This is a genomic window from Streptomyces sp. NPDC018031 (assembly GCF_044327625.1).
Taxonomy (GTDB): domain Bacteria; phylum Actinomycetota; class Actinomycetes; order Streptomycetales; family Streptomycetaceae; genus Streptomyces.
On sequence record NZ_JBIRFT010000001.1, the window covers coordinates 1,452,474 to 1,468,840 of the forward strand.

Sequence of the window (16,367 nt, forward strand, 5' to 3'; positions counted from 1 at the left end):
GGCGCTCCTGAATCCCGGTCAGACGGACGCGGCGGACAGGAGGGCCCGGGCAGGGTGGTCGATGGTCGTCCTGGTCAACGGGCTCACCTCCTCGCGCTTGTCGAAGTCGGGACGACCGTACCATCGCCCCCGGGTCCTTGATCAAGAGATTTTCCGGACGCCCGCCGGGACGGCCCCGGCCGCCGGGCGCGCCGCGGGGCCGGCCCCCACCGGCCGGGCCGGGCCCGGCGGCAGGCGCCGTCCGGCCCGCTCCGCGCCCGGCGCCCGGCGCCCGCTCCCCGACCCCCCGCTTCCCGGCCCCGCCTCCCGGCTTCCGTCAGCGGCGGCCCAGGATCTCGGCGATGCGGGTGAACCCGTCCGCGCCGTGACCCAGTCCGACGGCGCGGCGCGCCATGCCCTCGGCCGCGCGCATCACGCTCGCGTCGATGCCGTGGGCCTCGGAGGTGTGCACGATGTGGGACATGGAGGAGACCGCCGAGGTGATCGGGTTGCCGTCACCGGGGTAGTTGCCGGCGTCCAGCTCCTCGGCCGTCTGCTCGAAGATCGCCGGGAGGATGTCCCCGATGCCCTTGGCGAAGGGGGCCAGTTCCCGGGCGGTGATGCCCTCCGCCCGCGCCACCGCGATGGCGTGCGCATAGCCGGCCATCGCGGTCCAGAAGATGTCGAGCAGCGCGATGTCGTACGCCGCCGCCCGGCCGATCTCCGTGCCGAGATGGGTGTGGGTGCCGCCCAGCGCCTCCAGCACCGGCCGGTGCTCCTGGTAGAGCTCCTCCGGGCCGCTGTGGATGAACACCCCGGCGGGCGTGCCGATGGTGGGGGTCGGCGTCATGATCGCGCCGTCCAGGTAGCGGATGCCGTGCCCGGCCGCCCAGTCGGCGGTGTCCCGGGCCCGGTCCGGGGTGTCCGCGGTCAGGTTCACCACCGTGCGCCCCTTGAGCGCGTCGGTGACCGCGTCACGCCGCAGGATGGCGTCGGACGCGTCGTAGTTGACCACGCAGACCACGGTCAGCGCGCCGGCGGCGACCGCCTCCTCCACCGAGGGCGCGCTGATCGCACCCCGCTCGACCAACTCCTTGTCCCTGCCCGGCGTCCGGTTCCAGACCGTCGTCCGCAGTCCGGCGTCCAGGAACGCTCCGGCCAGGGCGCGGCCCATCGGCCCCAGACCGAGCACGGTGACGGCAGACTGTTCGGAGTGCTGCTTGGACATGATCCATCCCTTAGGTAAATGCCAACAACAGTGATGAATAGGACAGTGATGACGCGCAGTCGTGCCCAGGACACGGATGTCTGCGGAGTGACCGCCGCGATCGCCGTGATCGACGGCAAGTGGAAGACCGCTCTGCTCTGGCTGCTGGAATCCGGTCCGCGCCGCCCCGGCGAAATGCGCCGGCTGCTGCCGGAGATCAGCGAGAAGGTGCTGACCCAGGCGCTCCGTGAGATGGAGGCGGACGGACTGGTGCACCGCGAGGTGCACAACGTGCTGCCGCTGAAGACCGTGTACTCCCTGACCCCCTTCGGCCAGGACCTTTCCGAGGCGCTCGCGCCCCTCTCCGACTGGGGCCACCGCCGCCTGGAGCGGCTCGTCGAAACCCAGTCGGCGTCCTGACCTCTCGCGCCACCTCCGTCCCAGCGGAATCCGGCGGCCCTCCCGGCCGCCCATCACCAGGTTCGCCCGGCGGCCCGCCGCTGCCAAGTACCCACTAAAAGGTGGGTGGCGAGGGAGGCGGCGGGGCCGGCCCGGCCGTTTCCGGACCGCAGGGAACCGCGCGGCCCGGCCCCCCGCGCCCCGCCGGACGGCCCGGGCCACTCCCGTACCCCCGCACCGCGCGGCCCGAACCGGACCGCGGCCCGGCACCGGACCGGGCCCGACACCGGTCCGCGATCCGGCGCCGGGCACGGTCGCCGGCGCATCCGGCCGGGCCGCGGCCGGTTCCGCCGCCGGGCGCGGTCGGGGCGCCCGGCTTCAGCCGCCGGACCGGGCGGTCCGGCGCCGCTCGGCGCGGTGGGCGAGCACCTCGACGATGCGTTGCCAGGCCGGCGACGTCTCGGAGATCCGGGCGGAGACCAGCTTCCGGGCGCCCGCCCGGTTGCCGTCCCCTTCGTGGGCGGTCTCCCAGGCGTCCAGGTCGTCGATGAGCCGGTCCAGGCGCGGATCGTCCGGGTCCCAGTCGACCGCCTGATCACAGGCGAGGTACAGGCGCGTCGTCTCCGGGTCGTCGAAGCCGGCGTTCTTCTCCCGTATCCGCTCCGGCATGGCCTGCGGGTCCAGCGCCCGCATCAGGATCCACGCGTCGCGCTCCAGCCGTACCCGCAGTTCGCTGACGCCGAGACCGCGCATCCGGTCCAGGAGGGCGACCACCTCGGGGGGCAGCACGAGCCTCTCCCCGCCGGCCAGTTCGGCGATCCTGCGGCGGTACTCGGCGAGCTGGTCGATCTTGCGTTGCAGTTCGGCGTCGATGTCGGTGACGGCCGCGGCGAACTCGGCCGGCTGGGCGTGCAGCAGCGCGTCGATACGGGCCAGCGGCACCCCCGCGTCGGCCAGGGTCCTGATCCGGATGAGATCCACCGCCGCCTGCGCGCCGTAGCGGCGGTAACCGGAGGCGTCGCGCCCGGGCTCGGGCAGCAGGCCGACGTGGTGGTAGTGGCGGACGGTGCGCACGGTCACCCCGGCGGTCGCCGCCAGCTGCCCGATCGTGAGCACCGTCCTCCTCGGGTCCGCGTGGAACGTGATCCGGCCGAGTCTAATCAGCGGCGCGCCCGGTCCAGGACGTCGCGGACCGCCTGGACCACGGCGTCGGGACGGTCGAAGCAGAGCCGGTGGTGGGCGGTGTCGGCCAGGATCCGCTGCTCGCCGTGCGAGACCGCGGCCACCAGGGCGGCGTCCATGCGCGTGCGGCCGTCATGCATCTCCCGCAGCGTCCGCTCCGACGTCAGCGCCTGCTGGCCGGGGTCGGTGCCGACCACGGTGAGCGCGACCAGCGGGACGTCGGGGACGTCCGGCCCGGCCCGCAGTTCGGTGGCGAGTTCCGCCAGCCCGGTGCGCTCGGCGATGCCGATGCCGGTCCACTCGTCACTCACCTTGGCGTCCGTCAGCGCCTGCCGCACCTGCTCCGGGTAGTCCGCCAGCAGCTCGGCCGTCATCGCGCGCAGCGCCGGGCGCATCCGCTCCAGCTGCTCCCGGTCGGGCGCCATCCGCTCGACCTCGGCGAGAGCCGCCGCGGGCGGCATGAAGTCGTCCCAGTCGCGGTGGAAGGCGTCCAGCATGACCAGCCCGGCCACGTCCCGCGGGTACAGCTGAGCGAACCGGTGCGCGTAGAAGCCGCCCAGGGAGTGCGCCACCAGCACGTACGGGGCGGCGAGGTCCTGGGCGCGCAGCAGCTCGCGCAGTTCCGTGGCGACCGCCGCGGCGGTGCGCGGCAGCGGAAGGGGGTCGCTGTAGCCGGTGCCGCCGCGGTCGTACACCACGGCGGTGGTGAACCGTGCGACCTCCTGCTGCACGCCGAAGTAGTCCAGACCGACCGCGCTGGCGCCCGGCAGGAACACCACGGCCGGTCCGCCGCCGCCCGAGCGGTGCACGAAGAGGCGGCGGCCGTCGATCTCCTGGAACCCCCCGACCGGCGGCGCCAGCCGGGCCGGGGAAGTGCTGTCGTTCGTCATACGGGCAGGCTCCAACCCTGACGCAGGGGCAGGGTCAACCCCGTCCGCAGCCGGCACCGTCCCTAGGGTGTCCGGTACGGAAGTCCACAGCTCCGCCCGGAGGTGCCATGTCCCCGCTGATGAAGCTGGCCGCGATAACGCTCGACTGCCCTGACCCGCCGGCCCTGGCGGCGTTCTACCAGCAGGCCACGGGCTTCGAACCGCACCCGAAGTCGGATCCGGACTTCGCCGGCCTCAACCGCGCGGACGGGCTCTTCATCGGTTTCCAGCGGGTCGACGGCTACCGGGCTCCGCGCTGGCCCGACCAGACGGTCCCCCAGCAACTGCACCTCTGTTTCGACGTCGAGGACCTGGATGCGGCCGAGGCCCGGCTGCTGGAGCTGGGCGCGGCCAAGCCGGACCACCAACCCCATGACCCCACCCGCGCCCGGGTTCTCACCGATCCGGCCGGCCACCCCTTCTGCATCTGCCGCGTCTGACGGGCGGGTTCGACAGGGCTTCCGGCCCGGAAACCTGCGCCGCGGCACCCGCGGGCCCCGGTCACGGCCGGGCGGCACGCTCCGAAGGGCCCCGGGCGGTGCCGCACTGTCCGGCGCCCGGGCCCACGCCGTAAACGGGCCCGCCCGGCCCCGGAGAGCAGGCCGCGGCCGCCCGGGCCACCGCACCTCAGCCAACTTTTGCAAGCGGCTGCTTGCAAAAGTTAGCGAGGGTGCGGCAGCATCGAGGCATGGCATCACTGAACGTCGGCAACCTCGGCGAGTTCCTGCGGGAGCAGCGGCGCACAGCTCAGCTCTCCCTGCGGCAGCTCGCCGATGCCGCAGGGGTGTCCAACCCGTACCTCAGCCAGATCGAGCGCGGTCTGCGCAAGCCGAGCGCGGAGATCCTGCAGCAGCTCGCGAAAGCGCTGCGGATATCCGCCGAAACGCTGTACGTCCAGGCCGGAATCCTGGACGAGCGCGACCGGGAGGAGGCGGAGGTCCGCAGCGTGATCCTCGCCGACCCGTCGATCAACGAGCGGCAGAAGCAGGTACTGCTGCAGATCTACGAGTCGTTCCGCAAGGAGAACGCGTACTCCGCGACCGACGGAACCGGCCGGGACGACGGCGACGGCGGTGACGGCGGCCGCGCGGGCGGCCCGGCCCGGGACTCCCCCGGCAGCGCGCGCGAAAAGGCGAGCGCCCCTGACACCTCAGCCGACGACGGCACATCCTCGAACTGATCCGGGAGAAACCCTCACCATGGCCATCACCGACGACGTGCGCAAGACCCTCACCGACCTGACCCCCCTCTACTTCGTGGCCGGCACGGCGGACCTCGCCGCCCAGAAGCTCAAGGAGGTGCCCGGGCTCGTCGAGAAGCTGCGCGCCGAGGCCCCCGAGCGGATCGCCGCGGTGCGCAACACCGACCCCCAGGAGGTCCAGGAGAAGCTCACCCAGCAGGCCAAGGAGGCCCAGGAGAAGCTCAACGAGCTGCTCGGGTCGCTCGACACCGACCTGCGCAAGCTCCGCGAGACGGCACAGGACCTCGCGCTGCAGGGCGTCGGCCGGGCCGCCGAGCTGGCCGTCCGCGCCCGGGAGACCTACGAGGAGGTCGCCGAGCACGGCCGGGAGACCGTGAAGTCCTGGCGCGGTGAGGCCGCCGACGAGGTGGTCGACCTGGCCGCCAAGATCGAGCCGGAGCCGGCGCCGGAGGCGCCGAGGACCGCGCCCGCCCGCAAGCCCGCCGACGGCTCCGGGACCGCCGACGGCACGGGCACCCGCACGGCGAACGGTTCGCGGGGCGTCCGGCCGGCCGCGCGGCCCGCCAGGAAGGCGGCGACCGCCCGCAAGGCGACCGCGAAGAAGACCGAGCCGAAGGCCGAGCCGGCCAAGGGCGAGCCGAAGACCGGGCCGGGCACCGCCGCGGAGGCCGACGCCCGCACCGAGCCGAAGGACGGCCCGAAGCCGGCGGAGTGACGCCGGGCCCCGGGAACGGGCACGGCCGGGCGGGCCGGAGGTGACCGGCGTGCCCGGCCCGCCCAGCGGGTACGGTGGCCGCATGGGCAACGCGGCCGCACATATTCGACTAGGCGGGTGACGACGTGCTGGTGACCGGATTCTTCAGCGTCCTGGGGCTGATCTCCCTGATCATGGCCCTGTTCGCGCTGGGCGCGTTCATCGACGCCGCGCTGCACCGCGAGGACGCGTACCGCGCCGCCGACAAGAACACCAAGGCGTTCTGGCTGATCATCCTCGGCATCTCGGCCGTGGTGATGAAGCTGTTCTCGATCCTGTCCTTCCTGCCGGTGATCGGCCTGATCGCCACCATCGTCTACGTGGTGGACGTCCGGCCGGCGCTGAAGCAGGTCTCCGGCGGCGGGCGCGGCGGGCGGCGCCGGCCCTCCAGCTCGGACGGCCCCTACGGCCCGTACAACGGCGGCCGGTAGCCGCGGGCCACGGACGGTGTGAAGGGGCGGTGCCAGGCGGCACCGCCCCTTCGCGCCGTCCGGCAGCGGGCGCCGGGCCCCGGCCGGACGGGGCCGCGACGGGGCGCCGGGCACGGCCGACCGCGGTCACGGCCGGCGGCCGGCTCCGGTCAGCCGCGGTCCAGGAGCAACACCGCGAGGTCGTCGGTCAGTTCGCCGCCGTTCAGCGTGCGCACCTCGGTGACGGTCGCGTCCAGCAGCGACTCGCCGCGCAGCCCGGACGCCAGCTGCCGGGCGACGATCTCGACCATGCCCTCCTGGCCCAGCCGCTGCTTGCTGCCCTGCCCGACCCGGCCCTCGATCAGCCCGTCGGTGTACATCATCAGGCTCCACGCGCCGCCCAGTTCCACCTGGCGGCGCGGCCAGCGGGCGTTCGGCAGCAGGCCCAGCGCCGGGCCGCCCCCCTCGTACGGGAGGACCTGCGGCGGCCGGCCGGACCGGACCACCAGCGGTGACGGGTGCCCGGCCAGGCAGAGGCCGGCCCGCCGGCCGTCCGGCGAGATGTCGACCGTGCACAGCGTGGCGAAGATCTCGTCGTCCGCCCGCTCGTGCTCCAGCACCTGCTGCAGGGTGCTCAGCAGCTGGTCGCCGCAGAGCCCGGCGAAGGTCAGCGCGCGCCAGGCGATGCGCAGCTCGACCCCGAGCGCGGCCTCGTCCGGACCGTGGCCGCAGACGTCGCCGATCATGGCGTGCACCGTGCCGTCCGGGGTGCGGACGGTGTCGTAGAAGTCGCCGCCGAGCAGCGCCCGGCTGCGGCCGGGCCGGTAGCGGGCGGCGAACCGCAGGTCGGACCCGCCGAGCAGCGGGGTGGGCAGCAGGCCGCGTTCCAGCCGGGCGTTCTCCTGGGCGCGCAGCCGGGACTCGGAGAGCTGGCGCTGCGCCAGGTCGGCGCGCTTGCGCTCGACCGCGTAGCGGATGGCGCGGCTGAGGATCCGGCCGTCGAGCTCGTCGCGGAAGAGGTAGTCCTGGGCACCGACCCGGACGGCCTCGGCGGCGCGCTCCGCGTCCCCTTCGGCGGTGAGGGCGAGCACCGCGTGCGAGGGCGCGAGGCGGAGCACCTGGCGGAGGGTGTCCAGGGCGTCGGCGGAGCCCTCCTCGGACGCCTTCCCGCCGCCGCCGACCGCGTTGGCGTGCTTGGGCAGGGCCAGGTCCAGCAGGATGCACTGCACGTCGTCGGTGAGCAGCCGGGCCGCCTCGGTGAGGTTGCGGGCGGTGCGGATGCGGAGCCGGTTGCCGTCGGTGTCGAGCATCTCGGGGAAGGTGACCGAGCAGACCGGGTCGTCCTCGATCACCAGCAGCGTCAGCCCGCCGTCGGGCAGCGGGACGGGAGGCCGGGCCGGTGCGGTGAGCGCGTCCCGCTGCCGCGGCACGGGTACGGACATGCCTCGATCCCTTCCCTCCCCCCGAGGGTCAGCGTCCACCCTGGTGAGCGGAGCGCCTGCCCGGTCCACACCGACTGGTCGGTCTCGTGGCGTGTACCGGTCACTGATGGGCGACCCTAGCGGTAGGGGCCACTCCGACGGAATGACCTCCGGCACCGAACTTCTGGCATATGCCAGCGCTGCCGTCCGGCAATCTGACACACCCCGGCGAAACCCGCGATGACCAACGTCACGTAGCGCGGAACGAGCGCCTCCGCGCACGCCCGGCCGGATCCGTCAGCGGTCCGGCCGCACCACGCCCAGGATCGGCATCGAACCGGCCCCGGCCAGCGTGACCTGCCGCCCCGGACGCGGCGCGTGCACCATCACACCGTCCCCGACGTACATCCCGACATGGGTGGCGTCCTCGAAGTAGATGATCAGGTCGCCGGGCCGCATGTCCGCCACCGCCACCCTCGGCAGCCGCTTCCACTGCTCCTGCGAGGTCCGCGGGATGCCGCGCCCGGCCGCCGCCCACGCCTTGAGGGTCAGCCCCGAGCAGTCGTAGGTGTCCGGCCCCTCGGCGCCCCACACGTAGTCCTTGCCGATCTGCGCCCGGGCGAACTCGACCGCCCGGTCCCCGGCCGAGGTGGCCTTCCCGTCGATCTCGTCGAGCACCCCGGAGCTGAGCCACTTCTGCTGCGCCTTGCGGGCCTTCTCCTCCTCCAGCCGCCGCAGCCGCTCCTTCTCCTCCTTCTCGAGCTGCGACTCCAGCTTCCTCGCCGCCGCCAGCTTCCGGCTCACCTCCTTGCGGGCGGCCTCCTTCTTCGCCCGGTTGCGGTCCAGGCGGGCCCACTCCCGGGAGGCGGTCCGCGCGTAGCCGTCGAGGCGGTCCTGGGTCGCCGCGAGGCGGCCGATCACCCCCCGGGTGGCGTTCTGCCCCTTGCGGGCGAGCGACACCCCGTCCAGGAAGTCCGCCGGGTCGTCGGAGAGCAGCAGATACGCCTCCGGCGGCACGTTGCCGGTCCGGTACTGGGCCCGGGCCATCGCCCCGGCCTGCCTCCGGAGCTCGTCCATCTCCTTGTTGGCACCGACCACCGACTGCGAGATCTTCACGATCGCCTTCTCCTGCGCGGTCTGCTTCCCCCGCGCCAGGTTGTAGGCGTCGGTCGCCGCCTCGGCCTGCCGGTACAGCGACTCCACCCGGCGGTGGACCTCCTCCAGGTCCGTGGCCTTCGGCTCCGGTTCCCCGGGCGACGCGTGCGCCACCCCGGGCAGCACGGACACCCCCATCACACAGGCCAGCGCGGTCACCACGACGAGACCCGCGCCCCTCCCCCTGCCGTCACGCCTCACCGGGCACTCCCCCTTCGGTCCCCGTCCCATCCGCGTGCCGTCCGTTCCCTCGGCCGGACGCCGCACCGGCGGGTAGGAACGGATGGTGACATGACATACCGGAATCCGACAGTGCGCCTCGGACATTCCACCCCGGAAAAGCACCCCGTCGGCCCCATTCACCCCGTTTCACCCCCGGCGCCGCCACCCGTCACCGGAGTCCGGAACCGCACCCCGCACACCAGCGAGCCCGGCCACCACCCTGACGGGCGAGGTTCACCCACCGTTCACTCATGCCCATCGGCGGCTTCACCTGATCTGCCTAATTTCGGGCTTACGGAGTGCGAGCCGCGCCCTCGGCGCGGTTTAACGCAACCGCCAGCTGATTCACCGCACCGCCCATTTCTCCTCGCACGCCGTCCCCACCGGCGGCTCCCGGAAGGAACTCCCGAAAGTGAAGCTTCAGCGCAAGAACCGGCTTCGCGCCATCGCCGCCGGTGCCCTCGCCGTCTCTGGCGCCCTGGCCCTCACGGCCTGTGGTTCCGACGACAACAGCGACACCGGGGGCGACAAGTCCCAGGCCTCGAGCAACATCAAGTGCGAGGGCAAGGGCAACCTGCTCGCCTCCGGTTCTTCCGCCCAGAAGAAGGCCATGGACCTCTGGGTCCGCAACTACACCACGGCCTGCAACGGCACCCAGATCAACTACAAGGCGACCGGTTCCAGCGCGGGCATCGAGGAGTTCCTGCAGGGCAAGACGGCCTTCGCCGGCTCCGACTCGGCCCTGAAGGACGACGAGATCGCCAACTCGTCGAAGGTGTGCAAGGACAGCAAGGCCCTCAGCATCCCGATGCTCGGCGGCCCGATCGCCATCGGCTACAACCTGCCGGGCGTGGACAAGCTGGTGCTCGACGCCGAGACCCTGGCCAAGATCTTCGACTCGAAGATCACCAAGTGGAACGACAAGGCGATCGCCGAGCTGAACCCGGACGCCAAGCTGCCGAACCTCAACATCCAGGCGTACCACCGCTCGGACGGCTCCGGCACCACCGACAACTTCACCAAGTACCTGAAGGCCGTGGCCCCCGACGCCTGGCCCTACGAGCCCTCGAAGACCTGGGAGGCCAAGGGCGGCCAGTCCGCCGACGGCTCCTCCGGTGTCTCCTCGCAGGTCGACCAGGTCAAGGGCGCGATCTCCTACTTCGAGATCTCCTACGTCAAGGACGGCATGAAGACCGTCGACCTGGACACCGGCGCGGCCCAGCCGGTCCCGGCCACCATCGACAACGCCTCCAAGGCCATCGCCGAAGCCAAGATCGTCGGCAAGGACAACGACCTCGCCCTGGAGCTGGCGTACGGCACCAAGGCCGACAACGCCTACCCGATCACCCTGGTGACCTACGAGATCGCCTGCGAGAAGGGCAACAAGTCCCTCGAGGCCACCAAGTCCTTCCTGACCTACCTCGCCAGCGAGGACGGCCAGAACTCGCTGAAGGAGCGCGGCTACGCCCCGCTGCCCGCGGAGATCGCCACCAAGGTCCGCGAGACCGTTTCCAGCCTGTCCTGACCCGGCGCGGCCGGTCCCCCGCCCGGGGACCGGCCGCGACCATCCGGTGCACCGCCGCGCCAGGAGCCGCCCACCGGCTCCGCAGACCGGAGAAACCATGAACGACATAACGAAGGATTCCGGCAGCCCACCGCTGCCCAGCAGTCCGGCCCCCGAGGGCAGGAAGACCAGGAGCACCGGCCGGCTCGGTGACAAGATCTTCCTCGGCTTCTCCCGGGGCTCGGGCATCACGCTCCTGGTGATCATGCTGGCGATCGCGATCTTCCTCTCGGTCCGCGCCGCCAACGCCCTCTCCGCCAACGAGGGCAACTTCTTCACCAGCTTCGAGTTCGACCTCAACGGCGACCCGCCCTACTTCGGCATCGCGGTGCTCGCGTTCGGCACGATCGTCAGCTCGCTCATCGCCATGGCCATCGCGGTGCCGATCGCGGTCGCCATCGCGCTGTTCATCACGCACTACGCCCCGCGCCGGCTCTCCGGCCCCATCGGGTACGTGATCGACCTGCTCGCCGCGATCCCCAGCATCGTCTACGGCCTGTGGGGCGCCCTCTTCCTCGTCCCGCACCTGGAGGGCCTCTACAAGTGGCTCGACGACTACTTCGGCTGGACGAAGATCTTCGAGTACCACGACGGCGCCGCCCGCTCCCTGTTCACCGTCGGCATCCTGCTGGCGATCATGATCCTGCCGATCATCACCAGCGTGAGCCGCGAGGTCTTCCGGCAGGTCCCCGCGATGCACGAGGAGGCCGCCCTGGCCCTCGGCGCCACCCGCTGGGAGGTCATCCGCATGTCGGTGCTGCCGTTCGGGCGCTCCGGCGTGATCAGCGCCTCCATGCTGGGCCTGGGCCGCGCGCTCGGCGAGACGATGGCCGTCGCCACGGTCCTCTCCACCAGCTGGGACATCGCCCCCAGCCTGCTCGACTCGGGCGGCGGCACCTTCGCCCAGAACATCGCCAGCAGCTTCGGTGAGGCCTCCGGCGAGATGGGCAAGGACGTGCTGATCGCCACCGGCCTGGTCCTCTTCGTGATCACGCTGATCGTCAACGGCGCCGCCCGCCTGGTCATCGCCCGCAACAAGGAGTTCTCGGGGGCCAACGGATGAGCGAGATCGTGAAGGACGCGCCCCCGGCCACCGGGCCGGCACCCCTGCCCGTCACCCTCCGGCAGCCCCGGCTGCCCCGCTGGGCCCCGGCCGCGACCGCCGCGGTCTCCGCCGCCGTCGGCTGCGGCATCGGACTCGCGGCCGGGCTCGACAGCCGGGTCCAGTGGGGCCTGATCGCCGCCCTCCTGTTCATCGCCGGCTCCTTCGTCCTGGCGGCGAGGGTCGAGGGCCGGCGGCAGGCCAAGGACCGGCTCGCCACCAGCCTGGTCTGGGTCGCCTTCCTGCTCGCCGTGATCCCGCTGGTCTCGCTGCTGTGGGAGACCATCAAGCGGGGCTCCAAGGTCCTCGACGTCGGCTTCCTGAGCCACTCGATGGGCGGCATGCTCACCGACCAGCCCGGCGGCGGCGCCTACCACGCCATCATCGGAACGCTGGAACAGGTCGGCCTGGCCACCGCGATCGCCGCCCCGATCGGCATGCTCACCGCCATCTACCTGGTGGAGTACGGCCGCGGCGCGCTGGCCAAGGCGGTCACCTTCTTCGTCGACGTCATGACCGGCATCCCCTCGATCGTCGCCGGTCTGTTCGTCCTCAGCTTCTGGATCCTGCTGCTGGACAACGGCTACTCCGGCTTCGCGGGCGCCATGGCCCTGGCGATCCTGATGATGCCGGTGGTCGTCCGGTCCACCGAGGAAATGCTCAAGCTGGTCCCGAACGAGCTGCGCGAGGCGTCCCTGGCGCTGGGCGTGCCCAAGTGGCGCACGATCATCAAGGTCGTGCTGCCCACCGCCATCGGCGGTATCACCACCGGTGTGATGCTGGCGGTCGCCCGTATCGCCGGTGAGACCGCGCCGATCGTCCTGCTGGTCTTCGGCAACCCGATCATCAACAACAACCCGTTCGAGGGCGAGCAGTCCTCGCTGCCGTACTACGTGTTCGAGCAGTGGAAGGCGGGCGAGGACGCGTCGTACGACCGCGCCTGGGCCGCGGCACTCGTCCTGATCGCCTTCGTGATGATCCTCAACCTGGTGGCCCGCGGCATCGCCCGCTGGAAGGCCCCGAAGACCGGCCGCTAAGCCTTACCCCCGCGGCCCCACGGCGTGGGGCCGCGCCCGAAGAAGAGAAGTGATTTCCATGGCCAAGCGCATCGACGTCAGCGGCCTCACCGCGTACTACGGCAACCACAAGGCCATCGAGGACATCTCGATGACCGTCGAGCCCCGCTCCGTGACCGCCTTCATCGGCCCGTCCGGCTGCGGCAAGTCCACCTTCCTGCGCACCCTCAACCGGATGCACGAGGTCACCCCCGGCGGCCGGGTCGAGGGCAAGGTGATGCTGGACGACGAGGACCTCTACGGCACCGGGGTCGACCCGGTCTCCGTGCGCCGCACGGTCGGCATGGTCTTCCAGCGGCCCAACCCGTTCCCCACCATGTCGATCTTCGACAACGTCGCGGCCGGCCTCCGGCTGAACGGCTCGTACAAGAAGAGCGAGCTGAACGACGTCGTGGAGAAGTCCCTCAAGGGCGCCAACCTCTGGAACGAGGTCAAGGACCGGCTCAACAAGCCCGGCGCCGGCCTCTCCGGCGGCCAGCAGCAGCGGCTGTGCATCGCCCGCGCCATCGCGGTCGAGCCGCAGGTGCTGCTGATGGACGAGCCCTGCTCGGCGCTCGACCCGATCTCCACCCTCGCCATCGAGGACCTGATCGGCGAGCTCAAGGAGCGCTTCACCATCGTCATCGTGACGCACAACATGCAGCAGGCCGCCCGTGTCTCGGACCGCACCGCCTTCTTCAACCTGGCGGGAGTCGGCCAGCCGGGCAAGCTGATCGAGATCGACGAGACCGAGCGGATCTTCTCCAACCCGTCGGTCCAGGCCACCGAGGACTACATCTCCGGCCGCTTCGGCTGACCGTGCCGACCGCCGGCCGGCGCCGATCCCTCGATCGCCCGGCCGGCCGGCCACCGGCGCCGTTCACAGGCGTCCTGCGGTGCTGCATGGCGGTGCCACCGCATGGCGAAAGGGCCCGCCCCTGGTCACCCGGGGGCGGGCCCGTCCGTTGTTCCGTTCCGCTGTTCCGTTCCACCACGCCCCGCGCCCGCCGGGCGGCCGGGCGGCCGCGCCGCTCCGGTCCGTATCCGGGCCGGGGCACCCCCGAACCGGGGACCCCGTCCGGCCCGGGGCCTTGTCCTTCAGGCCCGGGGCCTTGTCCTTCCGGCCCGCTCCGGTCCGTCCGACCGGGGTCCCGTCCTTCCGGCTGCGCCGGACCGTCCGAACGTCCGAACGTCCGACCGGGTCCCGTCCGTCCGGCCCGAGGGCCGGATCCGTCCGGCGCGGGGCCGGGTCCGTCCGGCCCGGGGGCCGGATCCGTCCGGCGCGGGGCCAGGTCCGTCCGGCGCGGGGATCGCACCCGGCACACCGGCGGGATCCGGGCGGCCGGCGCCGCGCCCGGCGGCCCGGGCGTCAGCCGAAGATCAGCCGGACCACGCCGTAACTCATCGCCGCCACCAGCGCGGCGGCGGGCATGGTGATGAACCAGCCCAGGATGATGTTCTTCGCGACGCCCCAGCGCACCGCGTTCACCCGCTTGGTGGCGCCCACACCCATGATCGCCGAGGTGATGACGTGCGTCGTCGAGATCGGCGCGTGGAACATGAAGGACGCGGTGTACATGACCGACGCCGCGGTGGTCTCCGCGGCGAAGCCCTGCGGCGGGTCCAGCTCGATGATCCGGCGGCCCAGGGTCCGCATGATCCGCCAGCCGCCCGCGTAGGTGCCCAGCGACAGCATCAGCGCGCAGGCGACCTTGACCCAGACCGGGATCGCCTCGCCCGCGTCCTGCACATCCGCGATGACCAGGGCCATCACCACGATGCCCATGGTCTTCTGGGCGTCCTGCAGACCGTGGCCGAGCGCCATGCCCGCGGCCGAGACCGTCTGCGCGATACGGAAGCCCCGCTTGGCCTTGTGCGGGTTGGCCCGCCGGAACAGCCACATGATCAGGACCATCACCAGATAGCCGAGGATCAGGCCGACGAAGGGCGAGACGAACATCGGGATGACGATCTTCTCGACCACCCCGGACCAGATCACGTCGATACCGCCGGCCAGCGCCGCACCCACCATGCCGCCGAAGAGCGCGTGGGAGGAGGAGGACGGCAGACCGAAGTACCAGGTGATCAGGTTCCAGACGATCGCGCCGACCAGGGCGGCGAAGAGGATTCCCATCCCCTTGTCGCCCTCCGGCGTCTCGATCAGCCCCTCGCTGACGGTCTTGGCGACACCGCTGCCCATGAAGGCACCGGCGAGGTTCATCACCGCGGCCATCGCGAGCGCCGCCCGGGGGGTCAGGGCCCGGGTGGAGACCGAGGTCGCGATGGCGTTCGCGGAGTCGTGGAAACCGTTGGTATAGGTGAAGAAGAGCGCGACCCCGATGGTCACGACGAGCGCGAATGTGTCCACCGGGGGTCAGGACTCCTTGACCGCGATGGTCTCGACCGTGTTGGCCACGTGCTCGAAGGCGTCGGCCGCCTCTTCCAGTACGTCCACGATCTGCTTGAGCTTGAGCACCTCGATGGCGTCGTACTTGCCGTTGAAGAGGTGGGCCAGCAGCTTGCGGTGGATCTGGTCCGCCTGGTTCTCCAGCCGGTTGACCTCGATCCAGTACTCGGTGAGGTTCGTCATGGTGCGCAGGTTCGGCATGGCCTCGGCGGTCAGCTCCGCCGCCCGGGCCAGCACCTCGATCTGCTGCTCGACGCCCTTGGGGAGTTCCTCGACCTGGTAGAGGACGACCAGGTCGACGGCCTCCTCCATGAAGTCCATGATGTCGTCGAGCGAGGACGCGAGGGAGTAGATGTCCTCGCGGTCGAACGGCGTGATGAAAGAGGAGTTCAGCTGGTGGAAGATCGCGTGCGTCGCGTCATCGCCCGCGTGCTCCGCGGCCCGCATCCGTTCGGCAATCTCGGCCCGAGCGGAGGGGTCCGCCCCGAGCAGTTCCATCAGGAGCTTCGAGCCCGTGACGATGTTGTCCGCGGAGGCGGCGAACATGTCGTAGAAGCTCGTCTCCCTGGGGGTCAGACGAAAGCGCACTGGGGATCCTCGGGGTACAGCGGATTCGGTCTCGTTGATGCTAGGCGCATCATCCGGCCACGGCTAACCGGCATTCACCCAGTGTCGCCCATCGGGCAGCGAGCTCAGCACCGGGTCCGGACTCAGTCCGACATATGGGGTACCGTATACCCACAGGGGGTATGCGGAGGGACAGGACAGAACGAGAGGACGCCATGACCACCACGGCAGCCGACAGCAGCGCCGTCGACGGCGACCAGCCGGCCGAGGCCTGCGCCGCCCAGCCCCATGGGCCGCACGGCTACACCAAGCAGAAGGACCAGCACCTCAAGCGCCTCCGCCGCATCGAAGGGCAGATCAGGGGGCTGCAGCGGATGGTGGACGAAGACGTGTACTGCATCGACATACTCACCCAGGTGTCGGCGAGCACGAAGGCCCTCCAGTCCTTTGCCCTGCAACTGCTCGAAGAACACCTGCGGCACTGCGTCGCCAGCGCCGCGGTCCAGAGCGCCAACCAGGACGAGGCGGCCGGCGGGGCGGAGATCGACGCCAAGGTCGCCGAGGCCACCGCGGCCATCGCGCGGCTGCTCAGGACCTGATCGCCCCGGCGCACCGCCCGGGAATCAGCCCCTCACGGACGGCTCGATTTCGCCGGTCACCCCCGGTCGGGGAGCACGCGCGCCCCGTCCGCAGTTCGGCCGAAACCGATCGGTCCGCCCCCGCGACACCGACGAGGCCCGGACCGGTCGGGCGGGACCTCGGCCGGGGGCCCGCCGGGGGTCCACGTCCGGGGCCCGTCGGGGGTCCACGTCC

17 protein-coding genes are annotated in these 16,367 nt (G+C 71.7%); 10 read left to right on the top strand and 7 right to left on the bottom strand.

What is annotated here, in order from left to right; genetic code table 11:
* Window positions 1–316: 316 nt before the first annotated feature.
* Window positions 317–1,207 (bottom strand): NAD(P)-dependent oxidoreductase, encoded by an 891-nt coding sequence (locus tag ACH4B3_RS06235; protein WP_398461501.1) that lies wholly within the window; start codon window positions 1,205–1,207, stop codon window positions 317–319.
* A 48-nt stretch (window positions 1,208–1,255) separates the two neighbouring features.
* Between ACH4B3_RS06235 and ACH4B3_RS06240 the strand changes: the two genes are divergently transcribed.
* On the top strand, window positions 1,256–1,606 hold the full coding sequence (locus ACH4B3_RS06240; protein WP_398461502.1) for a winged helix-turn-helix transcriptional regulator: 351 nt from the start codon (window positions 1,256–1,258) through the stop codon (window positions 1,604–1,606).
* 357 nt (window positions 1,607–1,963) lie between these two features.
* Here the strand turns inward: ACH4B3_RS06240 and ACH4B3_RS06245 are convergent, their stop codons facing one another.
* Both ACH4B3_RS06245 and ACH4B3_RS06250 read right to left on the bottom strand, forming a co-directional pair.
* Window positions 1,964–2,701, bottom strand: a complete 738-nt coding sequence (locus ACH4B3_RS06245) for a MerR family transcriptional regulator (protein WP_398461503.1) — start codon at window positions 2,699–2,701, stop codon at window positions 1,964–1,966.
* A gap of 44 nt (window positions 2,702–2,745) precedes the next feature.
* Window positions 2,746–3,657 (bottom strand): alpha/beta fold hydrolase, encoded by a 912-nt coding sequence (locus ACH4B3_RS06250; RefSeq protein ID WP_398461504.1) that lies wholly within the window; start codon window positions 3,655–3,657, stop codon window positions 2,746–2,748.
* 107 nt (window positions 3,658–3,764) lie between these two features.
* On the opposite strand from ACH4B3_RS06250, the gene ACH4B3_RS06255 reads away from it, so the two are divergent.
* From ACH4B3_RS06255 to ACH4B3_RS06270, 4 genes are all read left to right on the top strand, one after another.
* A complete protein-coding gene (locus tag ACH4B3_RS06255; protein WP_398461505.1) occupies window positions 3,765–4,136 on the top strand; it encodes a VOC family protein in 372 nt (123 codons plus the stop codon).
* A gap of 248 nt (window positions 4,137–4,384) precedes the next feature.
* Window positions 4,385–4,876, top strand: coding sequence for a helix-turn-helix domain-containing protein (locus ACH4B3_RS06260; protein ID WP_398461506.1), 492 nt, complete (start codon window positions 4,385–4,387; stop codon window positions 4,874–4,876).
* A gap of 19 nt (window positions 4,877–4,895) precedes the next feature.
* On the top strand, window positions 4,896–5,612 hold the full coding sequence (locus ACH4B3_RS06265) for a hypothetical protein (protein WP_398461507.1): 717 nt from the start codon (window positions 4,896–4,898) through the stop codon (window positions 5,610–5,612).
* 125 nt (window positions 5,613–5,737) lie between these two features.
* A complete protein-coding gene (locus ACH4B3_RS06270) occupies window positions 5,738–6,082 on the top strand; it encodes a DUF2516 family protein (RefSeq protein WP_398461508.1) in 345 nt (114 codons plus the stop codon).
* Window positions 6,083–6,231: 149 nt separating this feature from the next.
* On the opposite strand, the gene ACH4B3_RS06275 is transcribed toward ACH4B3_RS06270, so the two are convergent.
* Both ACH4B3_RS06275 and ACH4B3_RS06280 read right to left on the bottom strand, forming a co-directional pair.
* The gene (locus tag ACH4B3_RS06275) at window positions 6,232–7,503 is read right to left on the bottom strand and encodes a PP2C family protein-serine/threonine phosphatase (RefSeq protein ID WP_398461509.1); all 1,272 of its coding nucleotides are present in this window, start codon (window positions 7,501–7,503) and stop codon (window positions 6,232–6,234) included.
* Between the two features lie 276 nt (window positions 7,504–7,779).
* Window positions 7,780–8,838, bottom strand: a complete 1,059-nt coding sequence (locus ACH4B3_RS06280; RefSeq protein ID WP_398461510.1) for an NlpC/P60 family protein — start codon at window positions 8,836–8,838, stop codon at window positions 7,780–7,782.
* Window positions 8,839–9,271: 433 nt separating this feature from the next.
* On the opposite strand from ACH4B3_RS06280, the gene pstS reads away from it, so the two are divergent.
* The 4 genes from pstS to pstB all read left to right on the top strand — a co-directional run bounded on the left by pstS (window position 9,272) and on the right by pstB (window position 13,397).
* The gene (gene pstS / locus ACH4B3_RS06285) at window positions 9,272–10,384 is read left to right on the top strand and encodes a phosphate ABC transporter substrate-binding protein PstS (RefSeq protein WP_398461511.1); all 1,113 of its coding nucleotides are present in this window, start codon (window positions 9,272–9,274) and stop codon (window positions 10,382–10,384) included.
* 97 nt (window positions 10,385–10,481) lie between these two features.
* Window positions 10,482–11,486: a phosphate ABC transporter permease subunit PstC gene (gene pstC / locus ACH4B3_RS06290; RefSeq protein WP_398461512.1), complete on the top strand. Its 1,005-nt coding sequence runs from the start codon at window positions 10,482–10,484 to the stop codon at window positions 11,484–11,486.
* Window positions 11,483–12,562, top strand: a complete 1,080-nt coding sequence (gene pstA / locus ACH4B3_RS06295) for a phosphate ABC transporter permease PstA (RefSeq protein WP_398461513.1) — start codon at window positions 11,483–11,485, stop codon at window positions 12,560–12,562. Before pstC ends, pstA begins: the two co-directional genes overlap by 4 nt.
* Before the next feature lie 58 nt (window positions 12,563–12,620).
* Window positions 12,621–13,397, top strand: coding sequence for a phosphate ABC transporter ATP-binding protein PstB (gene pstB, locus ACH4B3_RS06300; protein WP_398461514.1), 777 nt, complete (start codon window positions 12,621–12,623; stop codon window positions 13,395–13,397).
* A gap of 552 nt (window positions 13,398–13,949) precedes the next feature.
* Here pstB and ACH4B3_RS06305 read toward each other — a convergent pair.
* Window positions 13,950–14,948 carry an anion permease gene (locus tag ACH4B3_RS06305; protein ID WP_398461515.1) on the bottom strand — a complete coding sequence of 333 codons (999 nt, stop codon included), beginning with the start codon at window positions 14,946–14,948 and terminating at the stop codon, window positions 13,950–13,952.
* A 6-nt stretch (window positions 14,949–14,954) separates the two neighbouring features.
* On the bottom strand, window positions 14,955–15,575 hold the full coding sequence (locus ACH4B3_RS06310) for a DUF47 domain-containing protein (protein ID WP_398461516.1): 621 nt from the start codon (window positions 15,573–15,575) through the stop codon (window positions 14,955–14,957).
* Between the two features lie 194 nt (window positions 15,576–15,769).
* Here ACH4B3_RS06310 and ACH4B3_RS06315 point away from each other — a divergent pair, with 194 nt between their 5' ends.
* Window positions 15,770–16,153, top strand: coding sequence for a metal-sensitive transcriptional regulator (locus tag ACH4B3_RS06315; protein ID WP_398461517.1), 384 nt, complete (start codon window positions 15,770–15,772; stop codon window positions 16,151–16,153).
* Window positions 16,154–16,367 lie beyond the last annotated feature (214 nt).

Excerpts from the sequence above, each read along its gene's own strand:
- ACH4B3_RS06235 (WP_398461501.1), bottom strand. The coding sequence starts at position 1,207 with ATGTCCAAGCAGCACTCCGAACAGTCTGCCGTCACCGTGCTCGGTCTG.
- ACH4B3_RS06240 (WP_398461502.1), top strand. The coding sequence starts at position 1,256 with ATGACGCGCAGTCGTGCCCAGGACACGGATGTCTGCGGAGTGACCGCC.
- ACH4B3_RS06250 (WP_398461504.1), bottom strand. The coding sequence starts at position 3,657 with ATGACGAACGACAGCACTTCCCCGGCCCGGCTGGCGCCGCCGGTCGGG.
- ACH4B3_RS06255 (WP_398461505.1), top strand. The coding sequence starts at position 3,765 with ATGTCCCCGCTGATGAAGCTGGCCGCGATAACGCTCGACTGCCCTGAC.
- ACH4B3_RS06260 (WP_398461506.1), top strand. The coding sequence starts at position 4,385 with ATGGCATCACTGAACGTCGGCAACCTCGGCGAGTTCCTGCGGGAGCAG.
- ACH4B3_RS06265 (WP_398461507.1), top strand. The coding sequence starts at position 4,896 with ATGGCCATCACCGACGACGTGCGCAAGACCCTCACCGACCTGACCCCC.
- ACH4B3_RS06275 (WP_398461509.1), bottom strand. The coding sequence starts at position 7,503 with ATGTCCGTACCCGTGCCGCGGCAGCGGGACGCGCTCACCGCACCGGCC.
- pstC (WP_398461512.1), top strand. The coding sequence starts at position 10,482 with ATGAACGACATAACGAAGGATTCCGGCAGCCCACCGCTGCCCAGCAGT.
- pstA (WP_398461513.1), top strand. The coding sequence starts at position 11,483 with ATGAGCGAGATCGTGAAGGACGCGCCCCCGGCCACCGGGCCGGCACCC.
- pstB (WP_398461514.1), top strand. The coding sequence starts at position 12,621 with ATGGCCAAGCGCATCGACGTCAGCGGCCTCACCGCGTACTACGGCAAC.
- ACH4B3_RS06315 (WP_398461517.1), top strand. The coding sequence starts at position 15,770 with ATGACCACCACGGCAGCCGACAGCAGCGCCGTCGACGGCGACCAGCCG.